We start from the raw sequence: 24771 nt of genomic DNA on the forward strand, positions 1-24771 counted from the left end.
GGGCACCCTGCCAGGAAAGTGAGTGATGCACACGCTGTTGATACTGCATGCCGGCCAGTCCGAGGCCGGCCATAGCCACGCCCTGGCACAAGCGGTAATGGCCGGTGCACAGGCCGAGGGCGGGGTGGCATCGTGCTTGATGCCGGCCTTGCAGGCCGGCTTGCCGGAGCTGCTGGCAGCCCGGGCCCTGGTGCTGGTCACCCCGGAGAAGTTTGGCTACATGGCAGGTGCCCTCAAGGATTTTTTCGACCGTACCTTCTATCCCGCCCAGGGCAAGGTGGAGGGGTTGCCCTATGCCTTGCTGGTGGTCGCCGGCAACGACGGATTGGGGGCGGTCAATGCGGTCGAGCGTATCGTGCGTGGCTATCCATTCAAGGCGGTGGCGCCTGCTACCGTGATACACGGTGCACCCGGCGAGCAGGACTTCCGTTCGGCGACAGAGCTGGGAGCGGCACTTGCTGCCGGCCTCGTCATGGGTGTGTTCTGAGCATGGCGCCTTCGTTGCCCATGCCGGAAGGCTGGTGTGTCTATCTCCTGCGCTGCGCGGACGGCAGCCTCTACTGCGGCATCAGCAACAATCTGGCTGCGCGTATCGCCACCCACAATGCAGGCAAGGGTGCCCGCTATACGCGGGTGCGCCTACCGGTAGCACTGGCCTGGGCCGAGGCGTGCGAGGACCGTTCTGCGGCCTCCAAGCGCGAGTACGCCGTGAAGCAGCTCAGCCGATCCGCCAAACTGGCCTTGCTGGCCAACTAGCCCGTCACCCGATCACCATTGCTGCGCCGTGGAGGCGTGACGGGCCGCAACCGACGAGCGGCATCTTTATAAGTTGCATTTAAAATGCATGTTTAATATTATGGCTCCCATGCTGAACCGGCAATGAGGAGCCGACCATGCAACTGACCCGTTTTTCCGACTTTGGCCTGAGGGTGCTGATGTACCTGAGCCAGCACGAGCGGCCTGCGCCGGTAACGATCGCCGAGATCGCCAGCCAGTTCGATATCCCGCACAACCATCTGATCAAGGTGGTGAACAAGCTGGGCAAGCTTGGTTGGGTCACCACCCTGCGGGGCCGCAACGGCGGCCTGCGCCTGGCTGTGAGTGCCGACACGCTGCACCTCGGGAAAGTCTTGCGAGGCCTGGAGGCCAGCACCGAGCTGATCAACTGTGACGAGCCTGTCTGCGTACTGCGTGGCCGTTGCCTGCTCAAACGCGCGCTCAATGCGGGCCTGGATGCCTTCTACCAGACCATGGACGATTACACGCTGGCAGATGTCTGCGCCAAGGGCACTGGCGAGGCCATCGTCACCATGCACCGCCGCTATCTGGTGCAGTTGGAAGCAGGAGCCGGCCATGCGTGATATCGCCCGTGAAATCGGTCTGGAGCAGGTCCGCCTGGTGGTCGACACCTTCTACCGCCGCGTCCGCGCCCATCCGCTCCTGTCCGTCCCGTTTGCCCGGGTCCACGACTGGCCGCAGCACCTGGAGCATCTGTCGCATTTCTGGTGGGTGACGCTCGGCGGCGAGCGCTACCTGGACTATCGCTACGCGGTGCCGCAGCGCCATGCCGAAGCCGGGTTCACCCCGGCGCTGCTGGTGGACTGGCTGGCCCTGTTCCACGAGACCGTGCGCGAACAGGTGGCCCCACCGCTGGCCGATGCCTGGCTTGAACGGGCCGAGCGCATCGGCAAGTCGCTCAGCCTAATGCATGAGCTGGGGCATTTCCCACCGCCTCCCACCTTACCCGTCACTACCGTCCCTCAGTAACCGGAGATTGCCATGAACACGCTACCCTTTTTCCGTCGTGTATCGACCTATCTGATGGAGCTTTCGGTGCTGATCACCCTGAGCGGCATCTACCTCGCCTATGTCGCCAACGATCGTGTCGGCCTGGCTGCGCAGGTACTGGGCCACATGATGGTCCTGCTCGGACCGAGCTGCCTGAAGTTCGGCTATGTGCTGCAACTGGCGGTCAATGAAGAGAGCAAGCCCGACACTCGCCGGGGTGCGGCCAATCTCGCCCTGCCAGCCATTGTTGCGCGCTAAAAGTTGCATTTTAAATACCACATTAAGGATTCTACATGCTGTCTGCTGCTTCCCGTCCCTATATCGCCGCCAGTGTCCCGGTACTGCGCGAGCACGGCCTGGCCATTACCCGCCATTTCTATAGCAGCATGTTCGCGGCGCACCCGGAGCTGAACAATCTGTTCAACCTGGGCAACCAGGCCAATGGCAGCCAGCAGCAATCGCTCGCTGCTGCTGTCTTTGCCTACGCTGCCAACATCGATAATGCCGCCGCGCTGACGCCGGTGATCGAACGGATCGTGCACAAGCATGTTTCCGTCGGCATCCGCCCTGCGCACTATCCCATCGTGGGACGGTACCTGCTGGGTGCGATCCAGCATGTGCTGGGCGCGGCGGCGACGACTGAATTGCTGGCCGCCTGGGATGAAGCCTACTGGCTGCTGGCGGGCGAACTGATCGCCGCGGAAGCGCGCTTGAGCGAGCAGACGGGTGTGGCCAGTGGTGCCCTGCGTGAGCTGCGGGTCATGGAGTTGCGGCACGAAAGTGACGACGCCATCTCCTACTACCTGCAAACCCTGGATGGCCAGTCGCCCGGTACTTTCCTGCCTGGCCAATATGTCAGCGTGGCCGTGGAGCTTGGCAATGGCTTGCGGCAACTGCGGCAGTACAGCCTGTCGGATGCCCCTGGCCGGCCCTGGTGGCGCATTACCGTCAAGCGCGAGTCCGCGCGGGATACCGTACCTGCAGGCCAGGTTTCCAGCTATCTGCATGCGAATCTCAAGCAGGGCGACATCCTGCTGACCGGCGCGGCATTCGGTGATTTTGCGCCGGAGGTCAACGCAGCGCATCCCATGGTGCTGCTGTCGGCCGGGGTGGGGATCACGCCCATGGTGTCGGTGCTCAATACCTTGATCGAGCGTGGTGTGAAGCGCCCGGTCTGGTTTGCCCATGCTGCACGCCATGGTCGTCATCATGCGTTGCGGGCCGATCTGGCTGCCGCCCGTGCTGCGCACCCCGCCTTGCAGGAATGGGTGTTCTATGAGGACCCGCTGGCTGGCGACCGGGTGGGTATCGACTACCGCCAGGATGGGCGGATGGTGCTGGGGCCGCTCTTGGCCGAGCTGCCCGACGGTGCCGAGTTCTTCCTTTGTGGTCCGATCGGTTTCATGCAGCAGCAGTGGAAGGCCTTGCTGGAGCACGGCGTCAGTCCTGCCCGTATCCACCGCGAGGTATTCGGTCCGGAACTGCTGGACCACCTGCTTTGATCCATTCCTGAGCGCGGCGGGTTCGCCCCCGCCGCGTCGATACCGAGGTAAACAACCATGCTGACGAGTCGTCGCGAATATCTGGCGGTCAAGGACCTGGCCGAACAACGTGCCGGGCAATTGGCAGAGCAGCAGGACCAGTTGCGGGCAGGGGAGCAACTGGCCCAGCAACTGGCGGCCCGCATTGCCGTACTGGAAGAGCAATTGGCCCAGGCCCAGCCCTTGCACCAGGGCATTGCCCGCTTCGGGGATTCACTGGTCAGCACCAGCGTCTCCATGCAGAAGCTGGCCAACCAGCTGACGCTGGAGCGGGAGACGGCAAGGCGGGTAGGGGCATTGTCGGCCGAATACCGCGCCGGCTTTGCCGACATGGCGGCGACCATTACCGAGGTGGGCGTACGGCGTGCGGCCACCAACGAAATGATCGTCAGCCTGCATGGCCGGACCGACGAGATCGGCGCGATGGTGTCGCTGATCCGTGAGATTGCCGACCAGACCAATCTGCTGGCGCTCAATGCGGCCATCGAGGCTGCGCGGGCCGGTGAGTCAGGCCGCGGCTTTGCCGTGGTCGTGGATGAGGTACGCAAGCTTGCCGAGCGCACCACGGCGGCCACCCGGCAGATACAGGCCGTGGTGCTGGATGTGCATCGCGACAGCGACGAGGCCCTTGCCCGTGCGCAGAAGGTGGGTGAGCTGATGGAGACTTGCCTTGCTCAGACCGCCAGGGCGACCGATGGCATGGACAAGGTCCTGGGTGCGGCCGAGCGTATCGCCAGCGGGCTGGATCATGCCGCAGGCCTGGGCCGGGTCGAGCTGGCCAATATGGAAGAGATCCTGCTCAAGCTCGCGGTCTACAAGGTACTGATGGGACTATCCGACCTGTGTGCCGAGGCCTTGCCCAACCACGTGTCCTGCAGCCTGGGCCAGTGGTACAGCAACGAGGAGGTACGCGATCATTATGCCGGCCTGCCGGGCTATCGCGAGCTGGACGGCCCGCATGCGGCAGTCCATCGCTATGCGGCCGAGGCCGTCGATCGCTACCACCAGGGCAAGCATCGCGAAGCCTGGCTCCTGGCGGCCAAGATGGAGGAGGCCAACCAGGTCGTCATGGCTGGCCTGCAAGTCATGCTGGAAGCGGGCCGTCACTGAGACGGGCGGTCAGCTCCCTCACTCGCCAGGGTAGCGCACACCTATGCGGGCGCGGATGGCATCGAGTGCGTCCATGCTGGCCAGGGTATCCGCCCAGCGCATCGTCGGGCTTTCGGTCAGCCCGGCGCGCAGGCAGCGACCGACTTCTTCGACCTCGTGCACATAGCCGTTGCCGCGGTAGGGCACGCTCAACGTGGTGATCTCCTCACCGCGCTTCAGCGTGAGCTGATCGGGCCTGAACAGCGGGCTGTGCAGGCGGATCGAGCCCCGCTCGCCAAGCAGGGTGGCCTCCCAGGGGGTTTGCGAGCGCAAGCTGCAAAAGCCGCTGGTCATCCCGCCATCACGATGGCGCAGGCTGAAGGCGGTCTGTTCATCCACCCCGGTCTGGCCGAGCTCCGCCTGGGCTTCGACCGAGGCGATAGGGCCGAGGAACAACTGCCCCAGCGCCAGCGGATAGATGCCGATATCCAGCAAGGCGCCGCCGCCCAGGGCCGGATCGAACACCCGGTGGCGGGGATCGAACGGCTGGGCAAAGCCGAAATCCGCCTGCACGGCCTGCAGCTTGCCGATCTCGCCTTTCGCCACCATGGCCTGCGCGGCCTGTACGGCGGGAATGAAGCGTGTCCACATCGCTTCCATCAGGAATAATTGCCGCTCGCGTGCCAGCGCGATGGCCTGACGCGCCTCCCTGGCATTGAGCGTGAACGGCTTCTCACACAGCACCGCCTTGCCGGCATTCAGGCACAGCAGGACGGCGTCGATATGCTGGGGATGCGGCGTGGCGATATACACGACCTCCACGGCCGGATCGGCCACCAGTTCGGCATAGCTGGGATAGTGCTGCCGAGCCCCCTGCTCGGCAGCGAAGCGCTCGGCCGGGCCGGCGCTGCGCGAGGCCACCGCCTGCAGGACGGCATCGGCGCTGTCCTTGATGGCGGCGGCCAGTTGGCCTGCGATAAAGCCGGTGCCGAGTATGCCCCAGCGTACGGGTGCGCTCATGTTGTTGTCTCCTGATCCAGATTGGCTGGCCTGATCCTAACGGCTTGCCCGAGCGTAGTGGGGATGGGCTGACTACCTGTCTCCAGTGACCGCTCGGCCATCGTGGCGCCGCGCATCGCTGTTGCATGCGGCCCTATGCGGACGGGAGACGCTTGACGAAGCCGCCAGCTCGCCAGCACACTATTGGCTTCCCATCCAACCACAGGAGTAGAGCCATGCGTCAGATTGATCTTGCCCTCCTGTCGGCCGCTGCCTGAGCTTAGCCTCACCCTCCCTGTAGCCTTTGTTGCCCGTGACCGGGCATGCTGCTACCGCTTTTTGTAGTCCAGGTGCGTTGATACGCCCGCCTTGCGCGGCCGACTTCCGCTTTCTTCGTGCCACGCGCGTCTAGCGTCGTGGTGTTGCCCGCGTGCGTCGCGGGCGAGAGACCTGGAATACAACGACACCATGATCGAATTCGATTTTGAAACACTGCGCAACATCGGCCTCACGCAGCATATCGTCAACCAACTGATTTCCCTGGAACAGAACGCAGCCGGCAGCAGCCTGATGCGGATTACCGAAGTACAACGCGATTGCCTGCATGTCCATGATGGCGAGCAGGAACACATGGCCCGTGCACTACCCGCCCTGACAGCCTCGCTGCACGCCCGTGGTACGGGCCTGGCGGTAGGAGACTGGGTGCTGGTTGAGCTGCATGACCACGCACAGCGCTGGGTCAGCGTCCAGTTGCCACCGATGACCCATCTGGCGCGGCGGGCGAACGATGGCCGGCGTCAGCCGCTGGCGAGCAATATCGACTCGGCTCTGCTGATCATGGGCCTGGACCATGACTACAACCTGCGCCGCATGGAACGCTACCTGGCGCTGGTGCAGGCCAGTGGCGTGATGGGCGTGGTCGTGCTGACCAAGGCGGACATCGGTACCGACGTGGAGGCGCGCATGGCGGAGATGCATGCGCGGCTCCCGCGCAGCGTGCCGGTCTATGCGGTCAACGCGCTCGCTGCCGAGACGGCCGACGACCTGTCTCCCTGGTTGGGGGCGGGCCAGACGCTGGTGCTGCTGGGGTCCTCCGGTGCTGGCAAGTCCAGTCTCACCAACACCCTCAGCAACGCAGCCCGGCAGGAGACCGGCGGCGTCCGTCGGGGCGACGGGCGAGGACGGCATACCACTACCGCCCGCTCGCTGCATTTCTGCCAGGACGGTGCCTGCATCATCGATACACCGGGCTTGCGTACCTGGCGGCCGGATGCCGATGCCGAGACGCTGGCCGCCACCTTTGAGGATATCGAGGCACTGGCTGCGCAGTGTCGTTTCCGCGATTGTCAGCATCAGGATGAACCGGGCTGTGCGGTAAGGGAGCAGATCGGGGCGGATCGCCTGCTCAACTACCACAAGCTGCTGCGCGAAGTACGCCGCAGCCAGCAGACCCCGCTTGAGCGCAAGGCCTTGCTGGCCAAGTGGAAGGTGATTGGCAAGGCGGGCCATCAACGCAACAAGGAAAAGCGGGGATAACACCGCGATAGGTTGCCGCACGGTGCTGCATTGGCCACGCGGTAACGCCCATGGCAGAGCGGCTGCGGTAGACTCTCGTCCGCCGCCGCTCTGCGTCGGCTTTCGCCACTCTAGCCGTCTCCATGCCATGAACCCGCAACGCCCCGTACTACCTGCTTTCCAACCCGACGCCGATAGCCTGGACCCCAGCGACTGGCAGGCTTTTCGCGAGCTCGGCCATCGCATGCTCGACGATATGGTCGACTTCCTGGCTGGCGTGCGCGAGCGGCCGGTGTGGCAAAAGATGCCGGATGCCGAACGGCAGGCATTGACCGGCGAATCGCTGCCCAAGGGGCCGGGAGACCTAGCCCAGACCTATGAGCAGTTCCAGGCGCTGGTCCAGCCCTATGTCACCGGCAATATCCATCCCCGTTTCGTGGGCTGGGTGCATGGTGGCGGCAACCCGGTCGGGGTGCTCGGCGAGCTATTGGCGGCGAGCATGAACGCCAACCTGGGCGGGCGTGACCATGCGCCTATCGAGGTGGAGCGGCAGGTGATCCGCTGGTCTGCCGAGATGCTGGGTTTCCCCGCTACCGCCAGCGGTGTCCTGGTGACCGGTACCTCGCTCGCCAACCTGATCGCGGTCCTGGTGGCGCGTACCAGAGCGGTCGGGACCGAGGTGCGACGCGATGGCGTAGGGGGCCGGCAACTGGTCGCCTATACCTCGACCGAGGCGCACAACTGCGTCTCCCGTGCCATGGATATGGCGGGCCTGGGTACCGCCGCCCTGCGGCTGATTCCCTGCAACGCGCTGCACCGCATGGACCTCGATTTACTGGCCCAGGCCGTTGCGGCCGATCAGGCTGCGGGCCTTCAGCCCTTCATGGTGGTGGGTAGCGCGGGCACGGTGGATACCGGCGCGGTGGACGATCTGGCCGGTCTGTCAACTTTCTGCAAGCAGCAGGGGCTCTGGTTTCATGTCGACGCTGCATTCGGCGCGCTGGCCATGTTGTCACCAGAACAGCGTCCGCTGCTGGTGGGTATCAGCGAGGCGGATTCCGTCGCCTTCGATTTCCACAAGTGGGCGCAGGTCCCCTACGATGCCGGCTGCATCGTGGTGCGTGATGCGGAACTGCATGCCTCGACCTTTGCGACTCAGCCAACCTATTTGCGCAGGGAAGCCCGCGGTCTGGCCGCCGGCCACCCCTGGCCGACTGACTTTGGCCCCGACCTGTCGCGCGGTTTCCGCGCACTCAAGGTCTGGATGACGCTCAAGACCTACGGCGCCGACAAGCTGGGACAGGTGATCGCCAGCAACTGTGCCCTGGCCCGGCAACTGGGGCAGCGGATTGCAGCAGAGCCCGAGCTGGAGCAGGTCGCGCCGATCGCGCTGAACGTCGTCTGCTTCCGCTTCCTGGCCAAGGTGGCGGATCTGGGCCAGCTCAATGCCGACATCGTGGCCGACCTGCAGGAATCGGGTGTCGCTGTCCCCTCAACCACGCGGATCAATGGTGAACTGGTGATCCGGGTGGCCTTCGTGAACCATCGTACCCGGGCCGAGGATGTGGATATCGTCGTCGATGCCATCCTGGCCGCCGGGCGCCGTCGCACCGGTGCAGGCTGACGCCAGCGCTAGCGCCAGTAAAGCTGCTCGACCTTGAAACTCTCATTCGGGGTCGAGGCCACGCCGCCGAGGCGCTTGTCGTAAACCACTTGCGGCACCGGGAAGGCCAGCGGCGTGAGCGGGACCTCCTCCGCGACCAGCTGTTGCACCGCCTCGTAGCGCTGGATACGGTCCGCCTGCCGGGTCGCGGCGCGCGCGGCATCCAGTGCCGCTTCGGCCTTGGGGTTGCACCATTGCGCGGCGTTGTAGCCTTGCTTGATCGCGTCGCAACTGAGCTGGTTGCTGTAGAAATTGTCCGGATCGAGCGCAAAGCCCCAACCGCCCAGCACGGTGGCGACCTCGCCCGCGCGTGAACGGCGGGTCAACTCGATCGCCTCCATGCTGACCAGCTTGAGCTTCACGCCCAACCTGGCCCAGTCGGCCTGGATCAACTCACCGGTCAACTGGCTGTTCGGGTTCACGCCTGATCCGCCCGCCCGCAGACCCAGCTCGATCTCGAAACCTTCCGGGTAGCCCGCCTCGCGCAGCAGCTGCTTTGCCCGCGCCCAATCCGGGACCGTCGGCCTGGCCGGCAGCACGCCCCATAGACTGCGGGCTGAATACAGCGTACCGGCCGGTTCCGCCTGGCCGTCGTAGACGGTCTTGACGATGGCCGCGCGGTCGATGCTCATGGCCAGCGCCTGCCGCACCCGTTTGTCGTCCAGCGGTTTCCGGGTGACATTGAAGAACAGCAGGGCACTGAGTTGCAGATTGCGTGGTGTCAGCGCAAAGCGGGCATCGCTGGTAAAGCGGGGCAGGTCCTGCGGCTTGATGCTTTCGGCCAGTTGGCATTCGCCGGCGCGCAGTTTCTGCGCCCTGACCGCCGGGTCGGGCACGATCACCAGCATCAGCTTGTCGATCGCCGGCTTCTGCCGCCAATAGTCCGGGTTGGCGGTATAGCGGACCTGCGCGCCCTTGTCGTAACGGTTGAAGGCATAGGGACCGGTGCCGACCGGCAGGCTGCTGATCTGGGTTGGTGTGCCGGCACGGTCCAGCTGCTGGGCATACTCGGCCGAGACGATATCCATCGAGTAGCCGGCCATATCGATCAGCAACGGTGCGTAGGGCCGATTCAGGCTCAGGCGGACGGTGTAGTCGTCGAGTTTGTCGACCGACTTGAACAGGCTTTTCCAGTCCCCCGCCAGGGCGTAGGGAAAGCCGGCCGGCGCAGCCTTGGCGCCAGGGTGCTTGGGGTCGATCTGGCGCTTCAGCGTCCACAGCACGTCATCGGCATTGAACTCCCGGCTCGGCGTGAACCAGGGCGTGCGCTGCCACTTCACGCCACGCCGCAGGTGAAAGGTGTACACCAGTCCGTCCGGCGAGATATCCCAGCGCTCGGCCAGGCTGGGGCTGAGCTTCCATGGCCCCGGCAGGTATTCGATCAGCTTGTTGTAGAGCTTGAAGGCTGAGGCGGTATGGGTGGAGACACTGGCGAACTGCGCCGGGTCGAAGCCCTCGGGGTCGGCATCGGCGCAGATTACCAACGGCCTTGCGGCCAGGCTGGCGAGGCTGGCCGATACCAGCAGCAGATAAGGGATGGCGCGCATTACGGGGTCCAGGTTGGCAGCGGCAAGGGTTTACTTCCAGCGCAGCCGTTCCACCTTGTAGCTGTCGTTGGGCGTGGGCTCCACGCCTTGCAGGTTCCGGTCGTACACCACGACCGGCAGCGGATAGGTGAGGGTAGTGAAAGGCACTTCATCGGCCAGTATCTTCTGCACCTCGTGGTAGGACTGGCTGCGCCTGGCCTGCGTGGTGGCAATGCGGGCGGCATCGAGCGCCGCATCGACCTTGGCGTTGCACCAGTGGGCGAAGTTGTAGCCGTTCTTGGCGGCATCGCAACTGGCGAGGTTGCTGTAGAAACCATCCGGGTCCAGCGCACCGCTCCAGCCGCTGAGCAGGCTCGGTGCCTCGCCCGAACGGGCTTTCTTGACCAGTTCCACCCATTCCACGTTCAGCAGGGTCAGCTTGACCCCGAGCTTGGCCCAGTCTGCCTGGATCGTCTCGGCGGTCTGGCGGAAGTTGGGGTTGGTGCCGGAGCCGCCGGGGCGTACCCACATCTCGGCTTCGAAGCCTTGCGGGTAGCCGGCGTCCGCCAGCAGCTTGCGGGCGCGCACGTAATCCGGCGTCGTCGGCTTGCTCGCTTCCACACCCCACAGGCTGCGTGGCGAATAGGGCGTGCTGGCGACTTCCGCCCGGTTGTCGTACACGCCGCGCACGATGGCGGCGCGGTCGATCACCAGCGCCAGCGCCTGCCTTACCCGCTTGTCGTCGAAGGGCTTCTTGCCGACATTGAAGAACAGCTGGCTGCTCGCCTGGTTACGCAAGGGCGTGACGCCAAAGCGCGGGTTGTTGTCGAACTTCGGCAGGTCCTGCGGCTTGATGGTATCGGCCAACTGGCATTCGCCAGCCAGCAGCTTTTGCGCCCGTACGGCCGGGTCCGGCACGGTCGCGAGGATCAGTTTGGCGATGGCGGGTTTTTGCCGCCAGTACTGCGGGTTGGCCTCGTAGCGTGCCTGCGCACCCTTGTCGTACTTCTTCAACAGGTAGGGGCCGGTCCCGATCGGCAGGCTGCCGACCTGTTGCGGCGTGCCGCGGCTGTCGAGTTGCTGGCCGTACTCGGCCGAGACCAGTGCCAGCGCGGGATGCGCCAGCCGCTCCAGCAGCGGCGCGTACGGTTGTCGCAGCGTCAGCCTGACGGTGTAGTCGTCCAGCTTGTCGATGGCCTTGAACAGGTTTTTCCAGTCGCCGGAGTTGGCGTAGGGGAAGCCCCCAGGGGCGGCCTTGGCGCCGGGATGATTGGGGTCGATCTGCCGTTGTATGGTCCACAGCACATCGCTGGCATTGAAATCCCGTGTCGGCTTGAACCATTCGGTGCTCTGCCATTTCACGCCTTTACGCAGGTGCAGCGTGTAGATCAGGCCGTCAGCAGAAATCTCCCAGGACTGCGCCAGTGCCGGGGTGAACTTGAACGGGCCGGGCTCGTACTCGATCAGGTTGTTGTAGAGCTTGGCGGCCGACGCCTTGTGCGTCGCATCGTTGGCGCTCTGGGCCGGGTCGAAGCTGTCGGGGTCGGCATCGGCACAGACCACCAGCGGTTTGTTGGCGGCGAAGGCGCCCAGGGTGGCAAGTACGAGCAGTAGATGAGGCAGGGAGCGCATGGCGGATCCTGGCAAAGGATGAACCCGCCTATCGTAGCCGAGCGGGGCCAAAATTCACATATGCAAAATAGCGATTAAAAATGAATTACAAATAATTATTAAATATAAATTGTCGAGACTAGAGTGCACTCACACCACCGCAGGTCGCCACCCGGGAAGCGATCGATGTGGCTTGCCTAATCAATCGATCCAAGGAGTGTTCCGATGTTAAAGCAACTCAAGCAACTCGCCCTCGTTTCCGCCCTGACCGCCAGCGGCCTGCTGGTTCATGCCGACGATGCCGTCACCATCGCGTACCAGACCACGGTCGAGCCGGCCAAGGTGGCCCAGGCCGATAGCGTGTACGAGAAAACGACCGGCAAGGCGATCAACTGGCGCAAGTTTGAAAGCGGCGCGGATGTGATCACCGCCGTGGCCTCGGGTGACGTGCAGATCGGCTATGTGGGTTCCAGCCCGCTGGCCGCCGCCGCGAGCCGCGGCCTGCCGGTGCAGACCTTCCTGATCGCGGCCCAGATTGGCGGCGCCGAAGCCCTGGTCGTACGTAACGGTGCCGGCATCGCCAAGCCGCAGGATCTGGTCGGCAAGAAGATTGCCGTACCGTTCGTCTCGACTACCCACTACAGCCTGCTGGCGGCATTGAAGCACTGGAAGATCGACCCGACCAAGGTACAGATACTGAACCTGCGGCCGACCGAGATCGCCGCAGCCTGGCAGCGTGGCGATATCGATGCCGCCTATGTCTGGGACCCGGCGCTGGGTACCGCCAAGGCCAGTGGCAAAGTGCTGATCAGCTCGGCCGACGTGGCCAAGTGGGGCGCACCGACCTTTGACGCCTGGATCGTGCGCAAGGATTTCGCCGAAAAGAATCCGGATTTCGTGACCCAGTTCGCCAAGGTGACCGGCGAGTACTACGCCCGTTACGAAGCCAACAGCAAGGCATTCTCTGCTGACAAGGCCAATGTCGACAAGATCGCCCGCATCACCGGCTCCAAGCCTGAAGAAGTGGCCGAGCTGCTGGCCGGCAACCGCTACCCGGTGCTGAAGGAACAAGCCACGCTGCTGGGTGCGCCCACGGTACAGGCCGTAACCGCGACTTCTGCCTTCCTGAAGGAGCAGGGCAAGGTGGATGCGGTCCTCGGCAGCTATGCGCCCTATGTGGAAGCGAAATTCGTGAAGCAGGCCGGCGCCGCCAAGGTAGCCAGCAAGTAAACCCCGCAAGCTCAGGTCCGGGCCCGCATGGCTTAAAAGCTTGCGGGCTTTGTGGTCGACATGGAAATGGAAAGGGCGCGAGCATGAGCACGCTGCAACTGGAGTCCGTCTCGGTTCGCTATGGCGAGCATGAACCGGCGATCCTCTCCGGGGTATCGCTCTCGGTACGGGAGGGTGAGCTGGTCGTGGTGCTGGGCCCGTCGGGTTGTGGCAAGACCACCTTGCTGAACCTGATGGCGGGATTCGTCCTGCCCGATGGCGGGCGTATCACCCTGGATGGCAAGCCCGTCCAGGGACCGGCCGCCGAACGTGGCGTGGTGTTCCAGGATGACGCCCTGCTGCCCTGGCTGGATGTACTCGGTAATGTTGCCTTCGGCCTCAAGCTGCGCGGCGTGGACCGGGCCACGCGTGAAGCGAAGGCGAGCGAACTCTTGCGGCTGGTCGACCTGGCCGGCTACGAGCGGCAGAAGATCTGGCAATTGTCCGGTGGGCAACGCCAGCGCGTCGGCATTGCTCGCGCGCTGACGGCAGACCCGCAGGTCCTGCTGCTGGATGAGCCGTTTGGCGCGCTCGATGCGCTCAATCGGGAGCAGATGCAGGCCTTGCTGCTGCGGGTCTGGCAAGCAACCGGCAAGCAGGTGTTCCTGATTACCCATGACATCGAGGAGGCCGTCTTCCTCGCCACCGAACTGATCCTGCTGTCACCGCGGCCTGGCCGGGTGGTGGAGCGCATACGGCTGGATTTTGGCCGTCGCTATACAGCCGGGGAGTCGGTACGCAGCATCAAGTCCGATCCGGCCTTTATCGCGGTACGCGAGCAGGTGCTGGCCCTTGTGCTGGCCCCGACTGAACAGGTAGCCTGAGATGTACGATCCCATTCTGACTGTCTCGCTGGATGAGTCCCCGGCGCCCACAAGCCCGGTATCGCGCGCCGTGGCTGCCACGCCCTGGCTGACGACCGTGCAACTGAGCCTGGTAACGGTGTTGGTGTTGCTGCTGGTCTGGTGGCTGGTCACCTGGCGAGGCTGGGTCGCCCCCTTGTTCCTGCCCTCGCCGCAAGCCGTGCTGGCCAAGGCCTGGCAGGTTTCCACCCAGGGCTTCATGGATGCCACCTTGTGGCAGCATCTGGCGGCGAGCCTGTCACGCATTGGCATCGCGCTGTTGGCGGCCACCTTGCTGGCGGTGCCGGTCGGTATCGCCATCGGCCTGCATCGTTGGGCACAGGGCATCTTCGATCCCCTGATTGAACTCTATCGTCCCATCCCTCCGTTGGCCTACCTGCCCCTGATCGTGATCTGGTTCGGCATCGGCGAGTTTTCCAAGATACTGCTGATCTACCTCGCGATCTTCGCCCCCATCGTGATCGCCACCGCTGGTGCGGTACGGGCGGTTGACCCCAACCGCCTGCGCGCGGCGCAGTCCCTGGGGGCGAGTCGCGGGCAATTGATCTGGCAGGTGGTGCTGCCGAGTGCCTTGCCGGATATCCTGACCGGCCTGCGCATCGGCCTGGGTGCGGGCTGGTCCACGCTGGTGGCGGCCGAGCTGGTCGCCGCGACCCGCGGCCTGGGTTTCATGGTCCAATCCGCCGCCCAGTTCCTGGTGACCGACGTGGTGTTGCTGGGCATCGCCGTCATCGCCCTGGTCGCCTTCAGCCTGGAGCTGGGTTTGCGCTGGCTCCAGAAACGCTTTGTACCCTGGCATGGCCGGGCCTGATTTCACGTTTCCTAGATAACACGCCATGACACTACGTATTACCGCCCTGACTCCTGCCATCGGCGCCCTGGTCGAAGGTCTGTCCCTGGCCGAGCCACTGCGCGCCGAGCAGCAGGCTGCCATCAGCGCCGCGCTTTTGCAGCACCAGGTGCTGTTCTTCCGCAACCAGCCGATCACCCCCTTGCAGCAGCGTGACTTCGCCGCCCAGTTCGGCGAGCTGCATGTGCACCCGATCTACCCGAACATCCCCGAGCACCCGCAGATCATGGTGCTGGATACCGATGCCAACAATCTGCCGGATAACGATAACTGGCATACCGACGTCACCTTTATCCAGACCCCGCCGCTGGGTGCCATTCTCGCTGCCAAGCAATTGCCGCCCACCGGAGGTGACACGCTATGGGCCAGCGGCATCGCCGCCTTCGAGGCCTTGTCGGCTCCCTTGCAGACGCTGCTGGATGGCTTGCAGGCCGAGCATGATTTCGTGAAATCCTTTCCAGCCAGCCGCCACGCCATTACGCCCGAAGCCGCGGCCCATTGGGAAGAAACCCGCCGCAAGCATCCACCCTTGCTGCACCCGGTCATTCGTACCCATCCGGTCAGCGGCCGCAAGGCATTGTTCGTGAACGAGGGCTTCACCACCCGCATCGTCGGCCTGCAGCCCAGGGAGAGCGATGCGCTGCTCAACTTCCTCTACGCCCACATCGCCCGGCCGGAATTCACCCTGCGCTGGCGCTGGCAGGAAAATGACGTCGCTTTCTGGGACAACCGCATTACCCAGCACTACGCCGTGGCGGACTATCTGCCGCAACGGCGGATCATGCACCGGGCCACCATCCTGGGTGACAAGCCGTTCTGAGGTTTGGGATGTCGATATCGGCATGGTCATGCCGCTTCGTGACCGTACTGGTCCGGCCGTGTTCGGTGGAAGGCGCTACGCTTTTCCACCCTACAACTGCCGGAAACTGGTGGTCGCTAACCCCCGAACCATTCCGCATCCGGCAGCTTCCCGAACACCCGCCGTAAGCCCTCGCCCCAACTGCGCCGTAGCTTGTTGAAGTAGGGGTCGTCACCATCGATGCGATGGGGTTCGGCCTTGGCAAAGCTGTCGCGCTCATAGAGCAGCATGTCGATCGGCAGGCCGACCGAGAGGTTGCTGCGTATGGTCGAATCAAACGAGATCAGGGTGCACTTGGTCGCTTCACTCAATGGGGTGTCGTAGTCGACCACCCGGTCGATGATGGGCTTGCCGTACTTGGATTCGCCGATCTGGAAGTAGGGCGTGTCGATACCCGCTTCGATGAAGTTGCCCTGCGCATAGACATGGAACAGGCGCGGCCCCTCGCCGCGTATCTGTCCGCCGACCAGGAAATTGCCGCCAAAATCCACGCCCTGGCCCTGGGTGTCGCCATCGGCATCCCGTGCCACGACTTCCTTGACGGTATTGCCCACCAGCGCGGCAGCGTCGTACATGGTGGAGACGTTGTGCAGGTTGACGGCATCGAAGTCCAGCCGCTGCCTGAGCAGGGTCACGACGCTCTGGGTGGTGGCGAGGTTGCCTGAAGTCAGCAGTACGATCAGCCGCTGACCCGGTAGCTCGAACAGGTGCATCTTGCGAAAGGTCGCAATATGGTCGACCCCGGCGTTGGTCCGGGAATCGGAGGCGAATAACAGGCCGGCTTTCAGCCGCATGGCAACGCAGTAGGTCATGGTAGGAAGCGGGCTAGGGAGTGTTACGAGCTTAGCGCAGGCGAGCGGGGTTCGTCAGTTCCGTGCAGCCGAGCGGGCAGGCAGGGCTTGGGCCTGCCTGCCACGGATCACTGCTGGTCAGGGAAGGGGCGGTGCACCACCTGTACGGTGGCCAGCATGGCTTCCATACCACCACCCACGCGTACGCCGCGCACCGGGCAGGCATCGAGATAATCCTGGCCGATGGCAAGCTTCACATAGCGCTGGTCCGCCAGGCACTGGTTGCTGACATCGAAGCCCAGCCAGCCGTCCAGCAGCCAGACCTCGGCCCAGGCATGGCTGGCGACATGTTCGGTATCGGCGGCCAGGTAGCCACTGACATAACGAGCAGGGATGCCCAGCAGGCGGGCGCAGGTGGCAAACACCTGGCTATGGTCCTGGCAGACGCCATGGCGGTTGGCAAAGGCATCGGCGGCGGGGGTGGCGGCGTCGGTCGCGCCGGGGGTGTAAGGCATGTGCTCGCCCAGCGCAGCCATCAGCGCATGCAGGCCGCCTAGCATGTCGCTGGCGATCGCGGGTGCAAAGGCACGCGCGAAGGTGGTCAGGGCGGCATCGGCATGGGTCAGGGTGGAGTCGCGCAGGAACAGGGCGGGTGGCAGGCTGTCGTCCAGTTCGGGACCGGGTGCGGCGTCGGAGGTCTCCACCAGGCCGACCGCGCGCAGGCGGATTTCACTGTGCGGCTTGTCCAAGGTCAGCACGTGCAGCACGTTGCCATAGGCGTCCAGCCCCTGGCTGGCGGGGGCGGGCAGGTAGAGTTGCCAGTCCAGTATGGTCAACCGCTTGCTACCGCGCGGCGTAAGCCGCAGGTACTGGATGCTGCGGGTGACCGGTGAGTCGTAGCGGTAGGTGGTGTCGTGCTCAATGGCCAGGCGCATCGTCGTCCCCTTGTGCCGGGTTGGCGTTGAGATGCAGCTGCCAGTATCCCACATCAATCCAGCGGCCGAATTTCCAGCCAACCTGCTCGAACATTGCCACCTGGCGAAAGCCAAGCTTCTCGTGCAGAGCCACGCTGGCCGCGTTGGGCTGGGCAATGCCACCGATGGCGGTATGCAGGCCGCTGGCGCGCAAGGTATCGAGCAAACACCGGTACAACTGGCTGCCAAGGCCACGTCCCTGTGCCGAGGCTGCAAGGTAGACCGAGGTCTCAACTGAATGCCTGTAGGCACTGCGTACCCGCCACAGCGTGGCGTAGGCATAGCCCAGCAGCTTGCCATCCTGCTCGACCACCAGCCAGGGAAGCCCGGTCTCCTGCACTTTGGCGATGCGCTCGGCGATTTCGGTGGCGCTGACAGGCGCCTCCTCGAAGCTGATCGTGCTCTCCAGGATATAGGGACGATAGATATCGGCGATCTGCTGCGCGTCAGCGGCGCTTGCAGACCGTATCGCCAGTTCGGTGCAGACGGTCATCACTCAGGCCGCCTCAAGGTAGGCGGCCCGGATCGCTTCGCCGATACGGGCGGAGCGGGCCAGGAAGCCGGTCAGCCAGTCGTGCAGGCCGAGTTCCAGGATTTCATCGACCGAACCGTATTCCAGTTGCACCGCCAGCTTGCCGGCCAATTGCTTGACGTTGCGCCCTGCATCGAGCGAGCCCTCGGCCGCCTCGATCTGCGGCAGGATCTGGCGGATCTCATCGCAGCAGGCGCGTAGTGAGCGCGGCACATCGGGCCGCAAGATCAGCAACTCCGTCACACGCCTGCCATCCAGGCTGTCACGGTAGGCGGCGTGGTAGGCCTCGAACGCCGACAGCGAGCGCAGCAACGCACTCCAGGCATAGAAGTCCGGTGCGCTTTCGGCCGGTGCGTCGACAGGGACCAGCCTGGCATCGGCCGGCTCGATCAACTGCGACTTCACATCCAGCAGGCGGGCGGTGTTGTCGGCACGTTCGACAAAGGTACCGAGCCGGATAAAGCAGTAGGCATCATTGCGCTGCAGGGTGCCGTAGGTCGCGCCACGGAACAGGTGTGAGCGCTCCTTCACCCAATCGAAGAAGGCCGAGACGCTGGGGATGCCACGTTGCGGCATCTGCTTGGCTTCCAGCCAGCTGGCATTGATCGCCTCCCACATCTCGGCGGTGATCTGGCCACGCACGGCGTGGGCGTTCTCGCGCGCGAACTTCAAGCAGCTCAGCACCGAGGTCGGGTTGTCGAGGTCCAGCGCCATGAAGTTGAATAGCTTCTCGGCATCGAGCTTGTCGTGGCGGGCGTGGAAGGCATCGAGCGAGCCGGTGACTGCCAGCGGTGCGGCCAGTTCGGTCACGGCGCCACGCGATTGCGGCAGCAGTGACAGCGAATGGGTCACATCCAGCATGCGCACCAGGTTCTCGGCGCGCTCCAGGTAGCGGCTCATCCAGTAGAGTTGGGCTGCGGTACGGGACAGCATCTAGGCCTCGCTTTCTAGTCGGGCGACGGCATGGTTTGCACAGGCAGGCATGGGAAGAAGGGCGCGTGGGTTCATGGTTCAGCCCTCCAGTATCCAGGTGTCCTTGGTGCCACCACCCTGGGAGGAATTGACCACCAGCGAGCCGGATTTCAGCGCCACGCGCGTCAAGCCGCCGGCAACCATGCTTATCTCCCTGCCGGTCAGCACGAAGGGACGCAGGTCGATATGGCGCGGGGCGATGCCGCTCTCGACAAAGGTCGGGCAACTGGACAAACAGAGCGTGGGCTGGGCGATGTAGTTGCTCGGGTTGGCCCGCACCCGCTCCCTGAACTCCTCAATCTCGGCGGTGGTCGAGGCCGGGCCGACTAGCATGCCGTAGCCCCCGGCGCCGTGGACTTCCTTCACCACCAGGTCCGCCATATGGGTCAGGACATGGTCGAGATCGGCCGGCTTGCGGCATTGCCAGGTCGGAACGTTGTAGAGGATGGGTTCTTCGTCCAGGTAGAAGCGGATCATGTCCGGCACGTAGGGGTAGATGGACTTGTCGTCCGCCACGCCGGTGCCGATGGCGTTGGCCAGGATCAGGTTGCCCTGCTTGTAGACTGACAAAAGGCCGGGTACGCCGAGCATGGAGTCGGCCCGGAAGGCCAGTGGGTCGAGGAAGGCATCGTCGATGCGGCGGTAGATCACGTCCACCCGCTGCGGGCCGACCGTGGTGCGCATGTAGAGATAGTCGTCCTTGACGAACAGGTCCTGCCCTTCGACCAGTTCCACCCCCATCTGCTGGGCGAGGAACGCATGCTCGAAATAGGCCGAGTTGAACGGACCGGGCGTGAGCACGACCACGGTCGGGTTTTCAGCCTTGCTCGCATGGCGCAGCGTGTTGAGTAGCAGGGTCGGGTAGTGCGCCACCGGTGCCACTGCGTACTGCGCGAACAGTTCCGGGAACAGCCGCATCATCATCTTGCGGTTTTCCAGCATGTAGCTCACGCCGGAGGGTACGCGTAGATTGTCTTCCAGCACGTAGTAGCCGCCATCGGCATGGCGTATCAGGTCGACGCCGGTGATATGGGTGTAGATGCCGTGCGGCAGGTCCAGGCCCTGCATGGCCGGCTGGTACTGCGCATTGGCGAATACCTGCTCGGCGGGAATCAGCCCAGCCTTGATGATTTCGTGATCGTGATAGATATCCCACAGGAAGCGGTTCAGCGCCGTCACCCGCTGCCGCAAGCCGGCTTCCAGCATCCGCCATTCGCTGGCCGGCACGATGCGCGGCACGGTATCGAAGGGGATCAGTCGCTCGGCACCCGCTTCGTCGCCATAGACTGCGAAGGTGATGCCCACCTTGCGAAACAGCAGGTCGGCCTCGGCCCGCTTCTTGGCCAGGGCTTCGGGCGTCTGGGCATGCAGCCAGTTGGCAAACGGTTGGTAGTGCGAACGGATCGCGCCGCTTTGTAGCAGCATCTCGTCATAGTGGCCGTTGGCAGGCAGGGTGAGGGCGTGCATAAGGGCTCCCGGATAGGTGATTACATCGATGCAAGAGCCATGCCGGGCAGTTGATTTTATTTAAATCAATGGCTTGTGATGTTGTGGTGCGTTGCTGATCGTAGCGTTGCACTGCTTTGGTGCAACAGTGTGTGGGTCCTGCGGACAAACAAAAGCCCCGGGCGATGCCGGGGCTTGGGGCAGTGCAGGCGACCGTCGGTACTACAGCTGCATGGACTTGATCTCGTAGAACTCGTGGATGCCGAAGTCGCCCCACTCGCGGCCGTTGCCGGATTGCTTGTAGCCGCCCAGCGGTGCGTCGTAGTTGAAGTCGCCACCGTTTACATAGCAACCGCCGGCGCGAATCTGCCGGGCGATGCGGATGCCATCTTCCCGGCTGCCGGCCCAGACCCCGGACGACAGGCCGTAGATGCTGTCGTTGGCGATGGCGATGGCTTCATCAATATTGTCATAGGGAATCATGCAGATCACCGGCCCGAAGATTTCTTCTTGGGCGATGGTCATCTTGTTATGCACGTCGCGGAAGATGGTCGGCTTGACGTAGGCACCGCGGGTCAATCCTTCCGGTCGTTCCACGCCGCCGGTCACCAGCTTGGCACCTTCGTCGAGGCCTTGCTGGATGAACTTCAGCACCGTTTCGCGCTGGCCCATGGAACTCATGGGACCGACATAGGTGTCCTTGTCCATCGGATCGCCGACCTTGAGGCTTTCGGCAACCTGCTTGGCAATGCGTACAGCCTCTTCGTATTTGCTGGCAGGTACCAGCATGCGGGTCAGCGCGATACAGGTCTGGCCGCTGTTGATCATCACGTCCTTGACCCCGAAGCTGACCGCCTTCTCCAGAGGGGCGTCCTCGGTAATGATGTAGGGCGACTTGCCACCCAGTTCCAGGCAGACCCGCTTGACGGTTTCGGCCGCGAGTTTCTGGATGCGGCGGCCGGTGGCGGTCGAGCCGGTGAAGGACACCATGTCCACCTCGGGGTGGGTCACCATGGCATCGCCCAACACGCCACCCTTGCCGGTTACCAGGTTGAAGACGCCCTTGGGCAGACCGATTTCGGCCACGGCTTCGGCAAAGATGATGTCCTGTAGCGGCGTCACCGAGGAAGGCTTGAGCACCATGGTGCAGCCGGTCGCCAGTGCCGGGGCGACCTTGCCGATCAACTGGTACAGCGGGTAGTTCCAGGGTGTGATGAAAGCGCAGACGCCAACGGCCTCGCGTACCACCAGCGAGTTGTTGACCTGCTTTTCCACTTCCATCTCATGTGCCCGGTCGGCGTATTTCTCGAAGGCCTTCACGCAATTGACCTGGATGATCTTGGCGATCTCCAGCGGGCAACCCATGGATTGCGAGATGGCCAGGGCCAGCTCGTCCTTGCGGCGCTCCAGGGCGGCATGCAGCTTGCGGATATAGTCGGCCCGCTCGGCGGCCGTCGTGCGCGACCAGGCCGGGAAGGCGGCACGGGCGGCGGCAAAGGCGCGATCCAGATCAGCGAGGTCTGCATTGCAGGTCTCGGCAAAGCCTTCTTCGGTCGCGGGGTTGTAGACCGTGGTGTAGCCACTGCCTTGCGGGGCTACCCACTCGCCATTGATAAAGAGCTTGTCGTAACGTTTCATGGCTTACCTCTGGAAGATAAACAGGCACCCCGGCTGGGCGGGGGCTTAAAAGCTGGGGGGAGAGCTGGGGCTCACCAGACTGGCGCTGACGATTTCGGCGCTGTCCTTGCCCAGGTTGCGGAAGCGGTGCGGCAGGGTGGAATCGAAGTAGTAGCCCTCACCCGCCTTCAGGATGCGGGTCTGCTCCGCCACGGTCAGTTCGATCTCGCCCTTCACCACGGTGCCGACCTCCTGGCCGGCATGGCTCAGCATCTCGGCACCGGTATCGGCACCGGCTTCATAGACTTCGCGCAGCATGGTGATATGACGGTTCTGTACGCCATGACCGATCAGGAACAGCTTCACACCCTCGCCGCCGATATCGGGCATCTGCTCCTTGTCGAAGAACGGGGAGGGGCGAACCGGATCGGCGATGTCGAAGGTAAAGAACTCTGCCAGGCTCATCGGTACGCCATCGAGCACCTTCTTGAGCGAAGAGATCGAGGGACTGACGCGGTTCTGCTCGATCAGCGAGATGGTGCTGTTGGTAACGCCGGCACGTTTGGCGAGCTCGCGTTGGGACAGCGCGTGCTTCTCGCGTACCAGCTTGAGCCGGGTGCTGACTTCCAGGGACATGGCATCTTCCTTGCTAACCGAGCAGTAAAGAGTGTGTGATATTGTGAACACTCTGTGATGGGAAATTATACGGCCTTAGCCGCGCTGACAAGTGCTGAATTACACGAAAGTCATTGATATTGCTTTTATTGCGACGCACAACCGATGCTGCTTGTGCCGTCTTTGAAGGCTGGTGTTTAATATGTTTGACATTGCACGGGCCTGGTGCGTTGAGAATGTTTGACGCACCGAGGCGGTGATCCTGTCAGCGCTGCGGGTCACGAGCTTGCAGCCGCCACCAGACCAAAACGGAGACAACATCATGCTGATCGGCGTACCCAAGGAAATAAAGAACCATGAATACCGCGTGGGTTTGACCCCCGCCGGCGTCAAGGAACTCAAACGCAACGGCCATGACGTGCTGGTGCAGGCCAATGCGGGTACGGCGATCGGCTTCCCTGACGAGCAGTACATCGCTGCCGGGGCGCAGATCGTGCAGGCTGCCGAGGAAATCTTCAAGCGTGCCGACATGATCATCAAGGTCAAGGAGCCGCAACCGGTGGAATGTGCCATGCTGCGGGCCGGGCAGATACTCTATACCTATCTGCATCTGGCGCCGGATCCGGAGCAGACGGCAGCACTGGTGAAGTCCGGTTGTGTGGCGATCGCCTACGAGACGGTGACCGATGGTCGCGGCGGCTTGCCGCTGCTGGCACCGATGTCGGAAGTGGCGGGCCGCATGGCCATCCAGGCCGCTGCCAGGGCGCTGGAAAAGTCGGCTGGTGGTTCCGGCGTGTTGCTGGGCGGTGTGCCCGGCGTGGCGCCGGGTCATGTCACCGTGATCGGTGGCGGGGTGGTTGGTACCCACGCGGCGCGCATGGCGGCGGGCCTGGGGGCGGATGTGACGTTGCTGGATCGTTCCCTGCCGCGACTCAAGGAAATCGACGAGGCCTTCGGTGGCCGGATCAAGACCCTGTACTCGACCCAGGACGCGATAGAGAATGAATTGCGGGTGGCCGATGCGGTGATCGGCGCAGTGCTGATTCCCGGTGCCGCTGCCCCGAAGCTGGTCAGCAAGGATATGCTCAAGCTGATGAAGCCTGGTTCGGTGCTGGTGGACGTGGCGATCGACCAGGGCGGTTGCTTCGAGACCTCGCACGCGACCACCCATCAGGACCCGACCTATGTGGTCGACGGCGTGACCCACTACTGCGTGGCCAATATGCCCGGCGGTGTGGCCCGGACCTCGACCATGGCATTGACCAATGCGACCCTGGTGCATGCCGTCGCGATTGCCAACAAGGGTTGGCGGCGTGCGCTGCGGGACGATCTGCACCTGAGGAACGGCTTGAACGTTTGCGAAGGCAAGGTGACCTACCAGGCCGTGGCACGTGATCTGGGGTATGAATATGTGCCGGCAGATCATTTGCTGAATTAAGAGATAAAGAGCGCGCTCCCGATCAAGCTCGGGGGCGCTGGCAGGAGGATAGGATCATGAAGCGCAAACCCCTCGTCGCCCTGGTGGCGGATCGCAAGCAATTGGGCCTGCATCCCTTTCATTGTGTGGGTGAGAAATACATTACCGCCGTGGTGGAAGGGGCGGGCTGCCTTGCCATGCTGATCCCCGCGCTGGGCGACCTGCAGGATTTCGACGAATTGCTGGAGCAGGTGGACGGCCTGCTGTTCACCGGTAGCGTGTCCATGGTTGATCCGGTCCGCTATAAAGGTCCCAACCTGCCTGACGGCCAATCCCTCGATACCGCGCGCGACCAGACTGCCATGCCGCTGATGGAACGGGCGATCAAGCGTGGCATTCCGGTATTCGCGATCTGTCGGGGTTTCCAGGAAATGAACGTGGTGTTCGGTGGGTCCCTGTTGCACAAGGTGCACGAGACCGAGGGCAAGATGGACCACCGCGAGGACAGCGCCGCACCGCTGGAGGTGCAGTACGGGCCTCGTCATCCGGTCCAGTTCACCCAGGGTGGGCTGATCGAGCGCACCAGCGGCTACCAGGAATACAAGGTCAATTCGATACACAACCAGGGCGTGGAACGGTTGGGCGATGGTCTCGTCGCCGAAGCCATCGCGCCGGACGGCCTGGTTGAAGCGTTTTCGGTCAAGGACGCGCAAGGATTTGCACTTGCGGTGCAATGGCACCCTGAGTGGAAGTACGCCGACAACCCCTTGTCTGTCAGCCTGTTCAAGGCTTTCGGTGAGGATTGTCGACGCTATCAAGCAAGCCGCGAGTAGC

General features: G+C 63.6%; 25 protein-coding genes. 15 read left to right on the top strand and 10 right to left on the bottom strand.

The features are described from left to right. Positions 1-25 precede the first annotated feature (25 nt). The 7 genes from ACYVHK_RS01565 to ACYVHK_RS01595 all read left to right on the top strand — a co-directional run bounded on the left by ACYVHK_RS01565 (position 26) and on the right by ACYVHK_RS01595 (position 4439). Positions 26-487 carry a flavodoxin family protein gene (locus ACYVHK_RS01565; protein WP_460526875.1) on the top strand — a complete coding sequence of 154 codons (462 nt, stop codon included), beginning with the start codon at positions 26-28 and terminating at the stop codon, positions 485-487. Between the two features lie 2 nt (positions 488-489). Next, positions 490-756, top strand: coding sequence for a GIY-YIG nuclease family protein (locus ACYVHK_RS01570; RefSeq protein ID WP_460526877.1), 267 nt, complete (start codon positions 490-492; stop codon positions 754-756). Positions 757-893: 137 nt separating this feature from the next. Further along, a complete protein-coding gene (locus ACYVHK_RS01575) occupies positions 894-1361 on the top strand; it encodes an RrF2 family transcriptional regulator (RefSeq protein ID WP_460526880.1) in 468 nt (155 codons plus the stop codon). Then, positions 1354-1767 carry a group III truncated hemoglobin gene (locus ACYVHK_RS01580; RefSeq protein ID WP_460526882.1) on the top strand — a complete coding sequence of 138 codons (414 nt, stop codon included), beginning with the start codon at positions 1354-1356 and terminating at the stop codon, positions 1765-1767. The genes ACYVHK_RS01575 and ACYVHK_RS01580 overlap by 8 nt, the downstream gene beginning before the upstream one ends. A 12-nt stretch (positions 1768-1779) precedes the next feature. Next, positions 1780-2046: a hypothetical protein gene (locus tag ACYVHK_RS01585; RefSeq protein ID WP_460526884.1), complete on the top strand. Its 267-nt coding sequence runs from the start codon at positions 1780-1782 to the stop codon at positions 2044-2046. Between the two features lie 35 nt (positions 2047-2081). Further along, positions 2082-3290, top strand: a complete 1209-nt coding sequence (locus ACYVHK_RS01590; RefSeq protein ID WP_460526886.1) for an NO-inducible flavohemoprotein — start codon at positions 2082-2084, stop codon at positions 3288-3290. Positions 3291-3347: 57 nt separating this feature from the next. Further along, positions 3348-4439 (top strand): methyl-accepting chemotaxis protein, encoded by a 1092-nt coding sequence (locus ACYVHK_RS01595; RefSeq protein WP_460526888.1) that lies wholly within the window; start codon positions 3348-3350, stop codon positions 4437-4439. Positions 4440-4457: 18 nt separating this feature from the next. On the opposite strand, the gene ACYVHK_RS01600 is transcribed toward ACYVHK_RS01595, so the two are convergent. Next, positions 4458-5438: a Gfo/Idh/MocA family protein gene (locus ACYVHK_RS01600; RefSeq protein WP_460526890.1), complete on the bottom strand. Its 981-nt coding sequence runs from the start codon at positions 5436-5438 to the stop codon at positions 4458-4460. 447 nt (positions 5439-5885) lie between these two features. Between ACYVHK_RS01600 and rsgA the strand changes: the two genes are divergently transcribed. Together rsgA and ACYVHK_RS01610 are read left to right on the top strand one after the other, a co-directional pair. Continuing rightward, on the top strand, positions 5886-6953 hold the full coding sequence (gene rsgA, locus ACYVHK_RS01605; protein ID WP_460526892.1) for a ribosome small subunit-dependent GTPase A: 1068 nt from the start codon (positions 5886-5888) through the stop codon (positions 6951-6953). Positions 6954-7080: 127 nt separating this feature from the next. Further along, positions 7081-8556 carry a pyridoxal phosphate-dependent decarboxylase family protein gene (locus tag ACYVHK_RS01610; protein WP_460526894.1) on the top strand — a complete coding sequence of 492 codons (1476 nt, stop codon included), beginning with the start codon at positions 7081-7083 and terminating at the stop codon, positions 8554-8556. A gap of 8 nt (positions 8557-8564) precedes the next feature. On the opposite strand, the gene ACYVHK_RS01615 is transcribed toward ACYVHK_RS01610, so the two are convergent. Both ACYVHK_RS01615 and ACYVHK_RS01620 read right to left on the bottom strand, forming a co-directional pair. Then, positions 8565-10142 (bottom strand): ABC transporter substrate-binding protein, encoded by a 1578-nt coding sequence (locus ACYVHK_RS01615; RefSeq protein WP_460526896.1) that lies wholly within the window; start codon positions 10140-10142, stop codon positions 8565-8567. A gap of 30 nt (positions 10143-10172) precedes the next feature. Continuing rightward, complete coding sequence (locus tag ACYVHK_RS01620; RefSeq protein ID WP_460526899.1) at positions 10173-11753, bottom strand: ABC transporter substrate-binding protein; 1581 nt, start codon at positions 11751-11753, stop codon at positions 10173-10175. A gap of 204 nt (positions 11754-11957) precedes the next feature. Between ACYVHK_RS01620 and tauA the strand changes: the two genes are divergently transcribed. The 4 genes from tauA (at position 11958) to tauD (ending at position 15534) form a co-directional block, all read left to right on the top strand. After that, positions 11958-12962, top strand: coding sequence for a taurine ABC transporter substrate-binding protein (tauA, locus tag ACYVHK_RS01625; protein WP_460526901.1), 1005 nt, complete (start codon positions 11958-11960; stop codon positions 12960-12962). Positions 12963-13045: 83 nt separating this feature from the next. Continuing rightward, the gene (gene tauB, locus ACYVHK_RS01630; protein WP_460526903.1) at positions 13046-13825 is read left to right on the top strand and encodes a taurine ABC transporter ATP-binding protein; all 780 of its coding nucleotides are present in this window, start codon (positions 13046-13048) and stop codon (positions 13823-13825) included. Position 13826: 1 nt separating this feature from the next. Next, the gene (gene tauC / locus ACYVHK_RS01635) at positions 13827-14675 is read left to right on the top strand and encodes an ABC transporter permease (RefSeq protein ID WP_460526905.1); all 849 of its coding nucleotides are present in this window, start codon (positions 13827-13829) and stop codon (positions 14673-14675) included. A 25-nt stretch (positions 14676-14700) separates the two neighbouring features. Next, the gene (gene tauD / locus ACYVHK_RS01640; protein ID WP_460526907.1) at positions 14701-15534 is read left to right on the top strand and encodes a taurine dioxygenase; all 834 of its coding nucleotides are present in this window, start codon (positions 14701-14703) and stop codon (positions 15532-15534) included. Positions 15535-15650: 116 nt separating this feature from the next. Here tauD and ACYVHK_RS01645 read toward each other — a convergent pair whose 3' ends face one another. The 7 genes from ACYVHK_RS01645 to ACYVHK_RS01675 all read right to left on the bottom strand — a co-directional run bounded on the left by ACYVHK_RS01645 (position 15651) and on the right by ACYVHK_RS01675 (position 22541). Next, a complete protein-coding gene (locus ACYVHK_RS01645; protein WP_460526909.1) occupies positions 15651-16385 on the bottom strand; it encodes a peptidase in 735 nt (244 codons plus the stop codon). A 107-nt stretch (positions 16386-16492) separates the two neighbouring features. After that, positions 16493-17299: a transglutaminase family protein gene (locus tag ACYVHK_RS01650; protein WP_460526911.1), complete on the bottom strand. Its 807-nt coding sequence runs from the start codon at positions 17297-17299 to the stop codon at positions 16493-16495. After that, the gene (locus ACYVHK_RS01655; protein ID WP_460527171.1) at positions 17283-17831 is read right to left on the bottom strand and encodes a GNAT family N-acetyltransferase; all 549 of its coding nucleotides are present in this window, start codon (positions 17829-17831) and stop codon (positions 17283-17285) included. Before ACYVHK_RS01655 ends, ACYVHK_RS01650 begins: the two co-directional genes overlap by 17 nt. A gap of 3 nt (positions 17832-17834) precedes the next feature. Beyond that, positions 17835-18803: an alpha-E domain-containing protein gene (locus tag ACYVHK_RS01660; protein ID WP_460526913.1), complete on the bottom strand. Its 969-nt coding sequence runs from the start codon at positions 18801-18803 to the stop codon at positions 17835-17837. Positions 18804-18881: 78 nt separating this feature from the next. Further along, on the bottom strand, positions 18882-20309 hold the full coding sequence (locus ACYVHK_RS01665; RefSeq protein WP_460526915.1) for a circularly permuted type 2 ATP-grasp protein: 1428 nt from the start codon (positions 20307-20309) through the stop codon (positions 18882-18884). Between the two features lie 201 nt (positions 20310-20510). Then, on the bottom strand, positions 20511-21926 hold the full coding sequence (locus ACYVHK_RS01670; RefSeq protein ID WP_460526917.1) for an aldehyde dehydrogenase family protein: 1416 nt from the start codon (positions 21924-21926) through the stop codon (positions 20511-20513). Between the two features lie 45 nt (positions 21927-21971). Continuing rightward, entirely contained in the window at positions 21972-22541 is a 570-nt protein-coding gene (locus ACYVHK_RS01675; RefSeq protein WP_460526919.1) for a cupin domain-containing protein, read from the bottom strand. A gap of 301 nt (positions 22542-22842) precedes the next feature. On the opposite strand from ACYVHK_RS01675, the gene ald reads away from it, so the two are divergent. Then, on the top strand, positions 22843-23958 hold the full coding sequence (gene ald / locus ACYVHK_RS01680) for an alanine dehydrogenase (RefSeq protein WP_460526921.1): 1116 nt from the start codon (positions 22843-22845) through the stop codon (positions 23956-23958). A 56-nt stretch (positions 23959-24014) separates the two neighbouring features. After that, entirely contained in the window at positions 24015-24770 is a 756-nt protein-coding gene (locus ACYVHK_RS01685) for a gamma-glutamyl-gamma-aminobutyrate hydrolase family protein (RefSeq protein WP_460526923.1), read from the top strand. Position 24771: the final 1 nt, after the last annotated feature.

Source organism: Chitinimonas naiadis (assembly GCF_054780835.1).

Bases quoted from the DNA above. Each gene is read 5' to 3' on its own strand.
- ald (WP_460526921.1), top strand. From the start codon at position 22,843: ATGCTGATCGGCGTACCCAAGGAAATAAAGAACCATGAATACCGCGTG.
- ACYVHK_RS01580 (WP_460526882.1), top strand. From the start codon at position 1,354: ATGCGTGATATCGCCCGTGAAATCGGTCTGGAGCAGGTCCGCCTGGTG.
- ACYVHK_RS01600 (WP_460526890.1), bottom strand. From the start codon at position 5,438: ATGAGCGCACCCGTACGCTGGGGCATACTCGGCACCGGCTTTATCGCA.
- ACYVHK_RS01685 (WP_460526923.1), top strand. From the start codon at position 24,015: ATGAAGCGCAAACCCCTCGTCGCCCTGGTGGCGGATCGCAAGCAATTG.
- ACYVHK_RS01665 (WP_460526915.1), bottom strand. From the start codon at position 20,309: ATGCACGCCCTCACCCTGCCTGCCAACGGCCACTATGACGAGATGCTG.
- ACYVHK_RS01575 (WP_460526880.1), top strand. From the start codon at position 894: ATGCAACTGACCCGTTTTTCCGACTTTGGCCTGAGGGTGCTGATGTAC.
- ACYVHK_RS01675 (WP_460526919.1), bottom strand. From the start codon at position 22,541: ATGTCCCTGGAAGTCAGCACCCGGCTCAAGCTGGTACGCGAGAAGCAC.
- tauC (WP_460526905.1), top strand. From the start codon at position 13,827: ATGTACGATCCCATTCTGACTGTCTCGCTGGATGAGTCCCCGGCGCCC.
- tauA (WP_460526901.1), top strand. From the start codon at position 11,958: ATGTTAAAGCAACTCAAGCAACTCGCCCTCGTTTCCGCCCTGACCGCC.
- ACYVHK_RS01670 (WP_460526917.1), bottom strand. From the start codon at position 21,926: ATGAAACGTTACGACAAGCTCTTTATCAATGGCGAGTGGGTAGCCCCG.
- ACYVHK_RS01590 (WP_460526886.1), top strand. From the start codon at position 2,082: ATGCTGTCTGCTGCTTCCCGTCCCTATATCGCCGCCAGTGTCCCGGTA.
- ACYVHK_RS01645 (WP_460526909.1), bottom strand. From the start codon at position 16,385: ATGACCTACTGCGTTGCCATGCGGCTGAAAGCCGGCCTGTTATTCGCC.
- ACYVHK_RS01655 (WP_460527171.1), bottom strand. From the start codon at position 17,831: ATGACCGTCTGCACCGAACTGGCGATACGGTCTGCAAGCGCCGCTGAC.
- ACYVHK_RS01570 (WP_460526877.1), top strand. From the start codon at position 490: ATGGCGCCTTCGTTGCCCATGCCGGAAGGCTGGTGTGTCTATCTCCTG.
- ACYVHK_RS01585 (WP_460526884.1), top strand. From the start codon at position 1,780: ATGAACACGCTACCCTTTTTCCGTCGTGTATCGACCTATCTGATGGAG.
- tauB (WP_460526903.1), top strand. From the start codon at position 13,046: ATGAGCACGCTGCAACTGGAGTCCGTCTCGGTTCGCTATGGCGAGCAT.
- rsgA (WP_460526892.1), top strand. From the start codon at position 5,886: ATGATCGAATTCGATTTTGAAACACTGCGCAACATCGGCCTCACGCAG.
- ACYVHK_RS01615 (WP_460526896.1), bottom strand. From the start codon at position 10,142: ATGCGCGCCATCCCTTATCTGCTGCTGGTATCGGCCAGCCTCGCCAGC.
- ACYVHK_RS01595 (WP_460526888.1), top strand. From the start codon at position 3,348: ATGCTGACGAGTCGTCGCGAATATCTGGCGGTCAAGGACCTGGCCGAA.
- tauD (WP_460526907.1), top strand. From the start codon at position 14,701: ATGACACTACGTATTACCGCCCTGACTCCTGCCATCGGCGCCCTGGTC.
- ACYVHK_RS01650 (WP_460526911.1), bottom strand. From the start codon at position 17,299: ATGCGCCTGGCCATTGAGCACGACACCACCTACCGCTACGACTCACCG.
- ACYVHK_RS01620 (WP_460526899.1), bottom strand. From the start codon at position 11,753: ATGCGCTCCCTGCCTCATCTACTGCTCGTACTTGCCACCCTGGGCGCC.
- ACYVHK_RS01565 (WP_460526875.1), top strand. From the start codon at position 26: ATGCACACGCTGTTGATACTGCATGCCGGCCAGTCCGAGGCCGGCCAT.
- ACYVHK_RS01660 (WP_460526913.1), bottom strand. From the start codon at position 18,803: ATGCTGTCCCGTACCGCAGCCCAACTCTACTGGATGAGCCGCTACCTG.
- ACYVHK_RS01610 (WP_460526894.1), top strand. From the start codon at position 7,081: ATGAACCCGCAACGCCCCGTACTACCTGCTTTCCAACCCGACGCCGAT.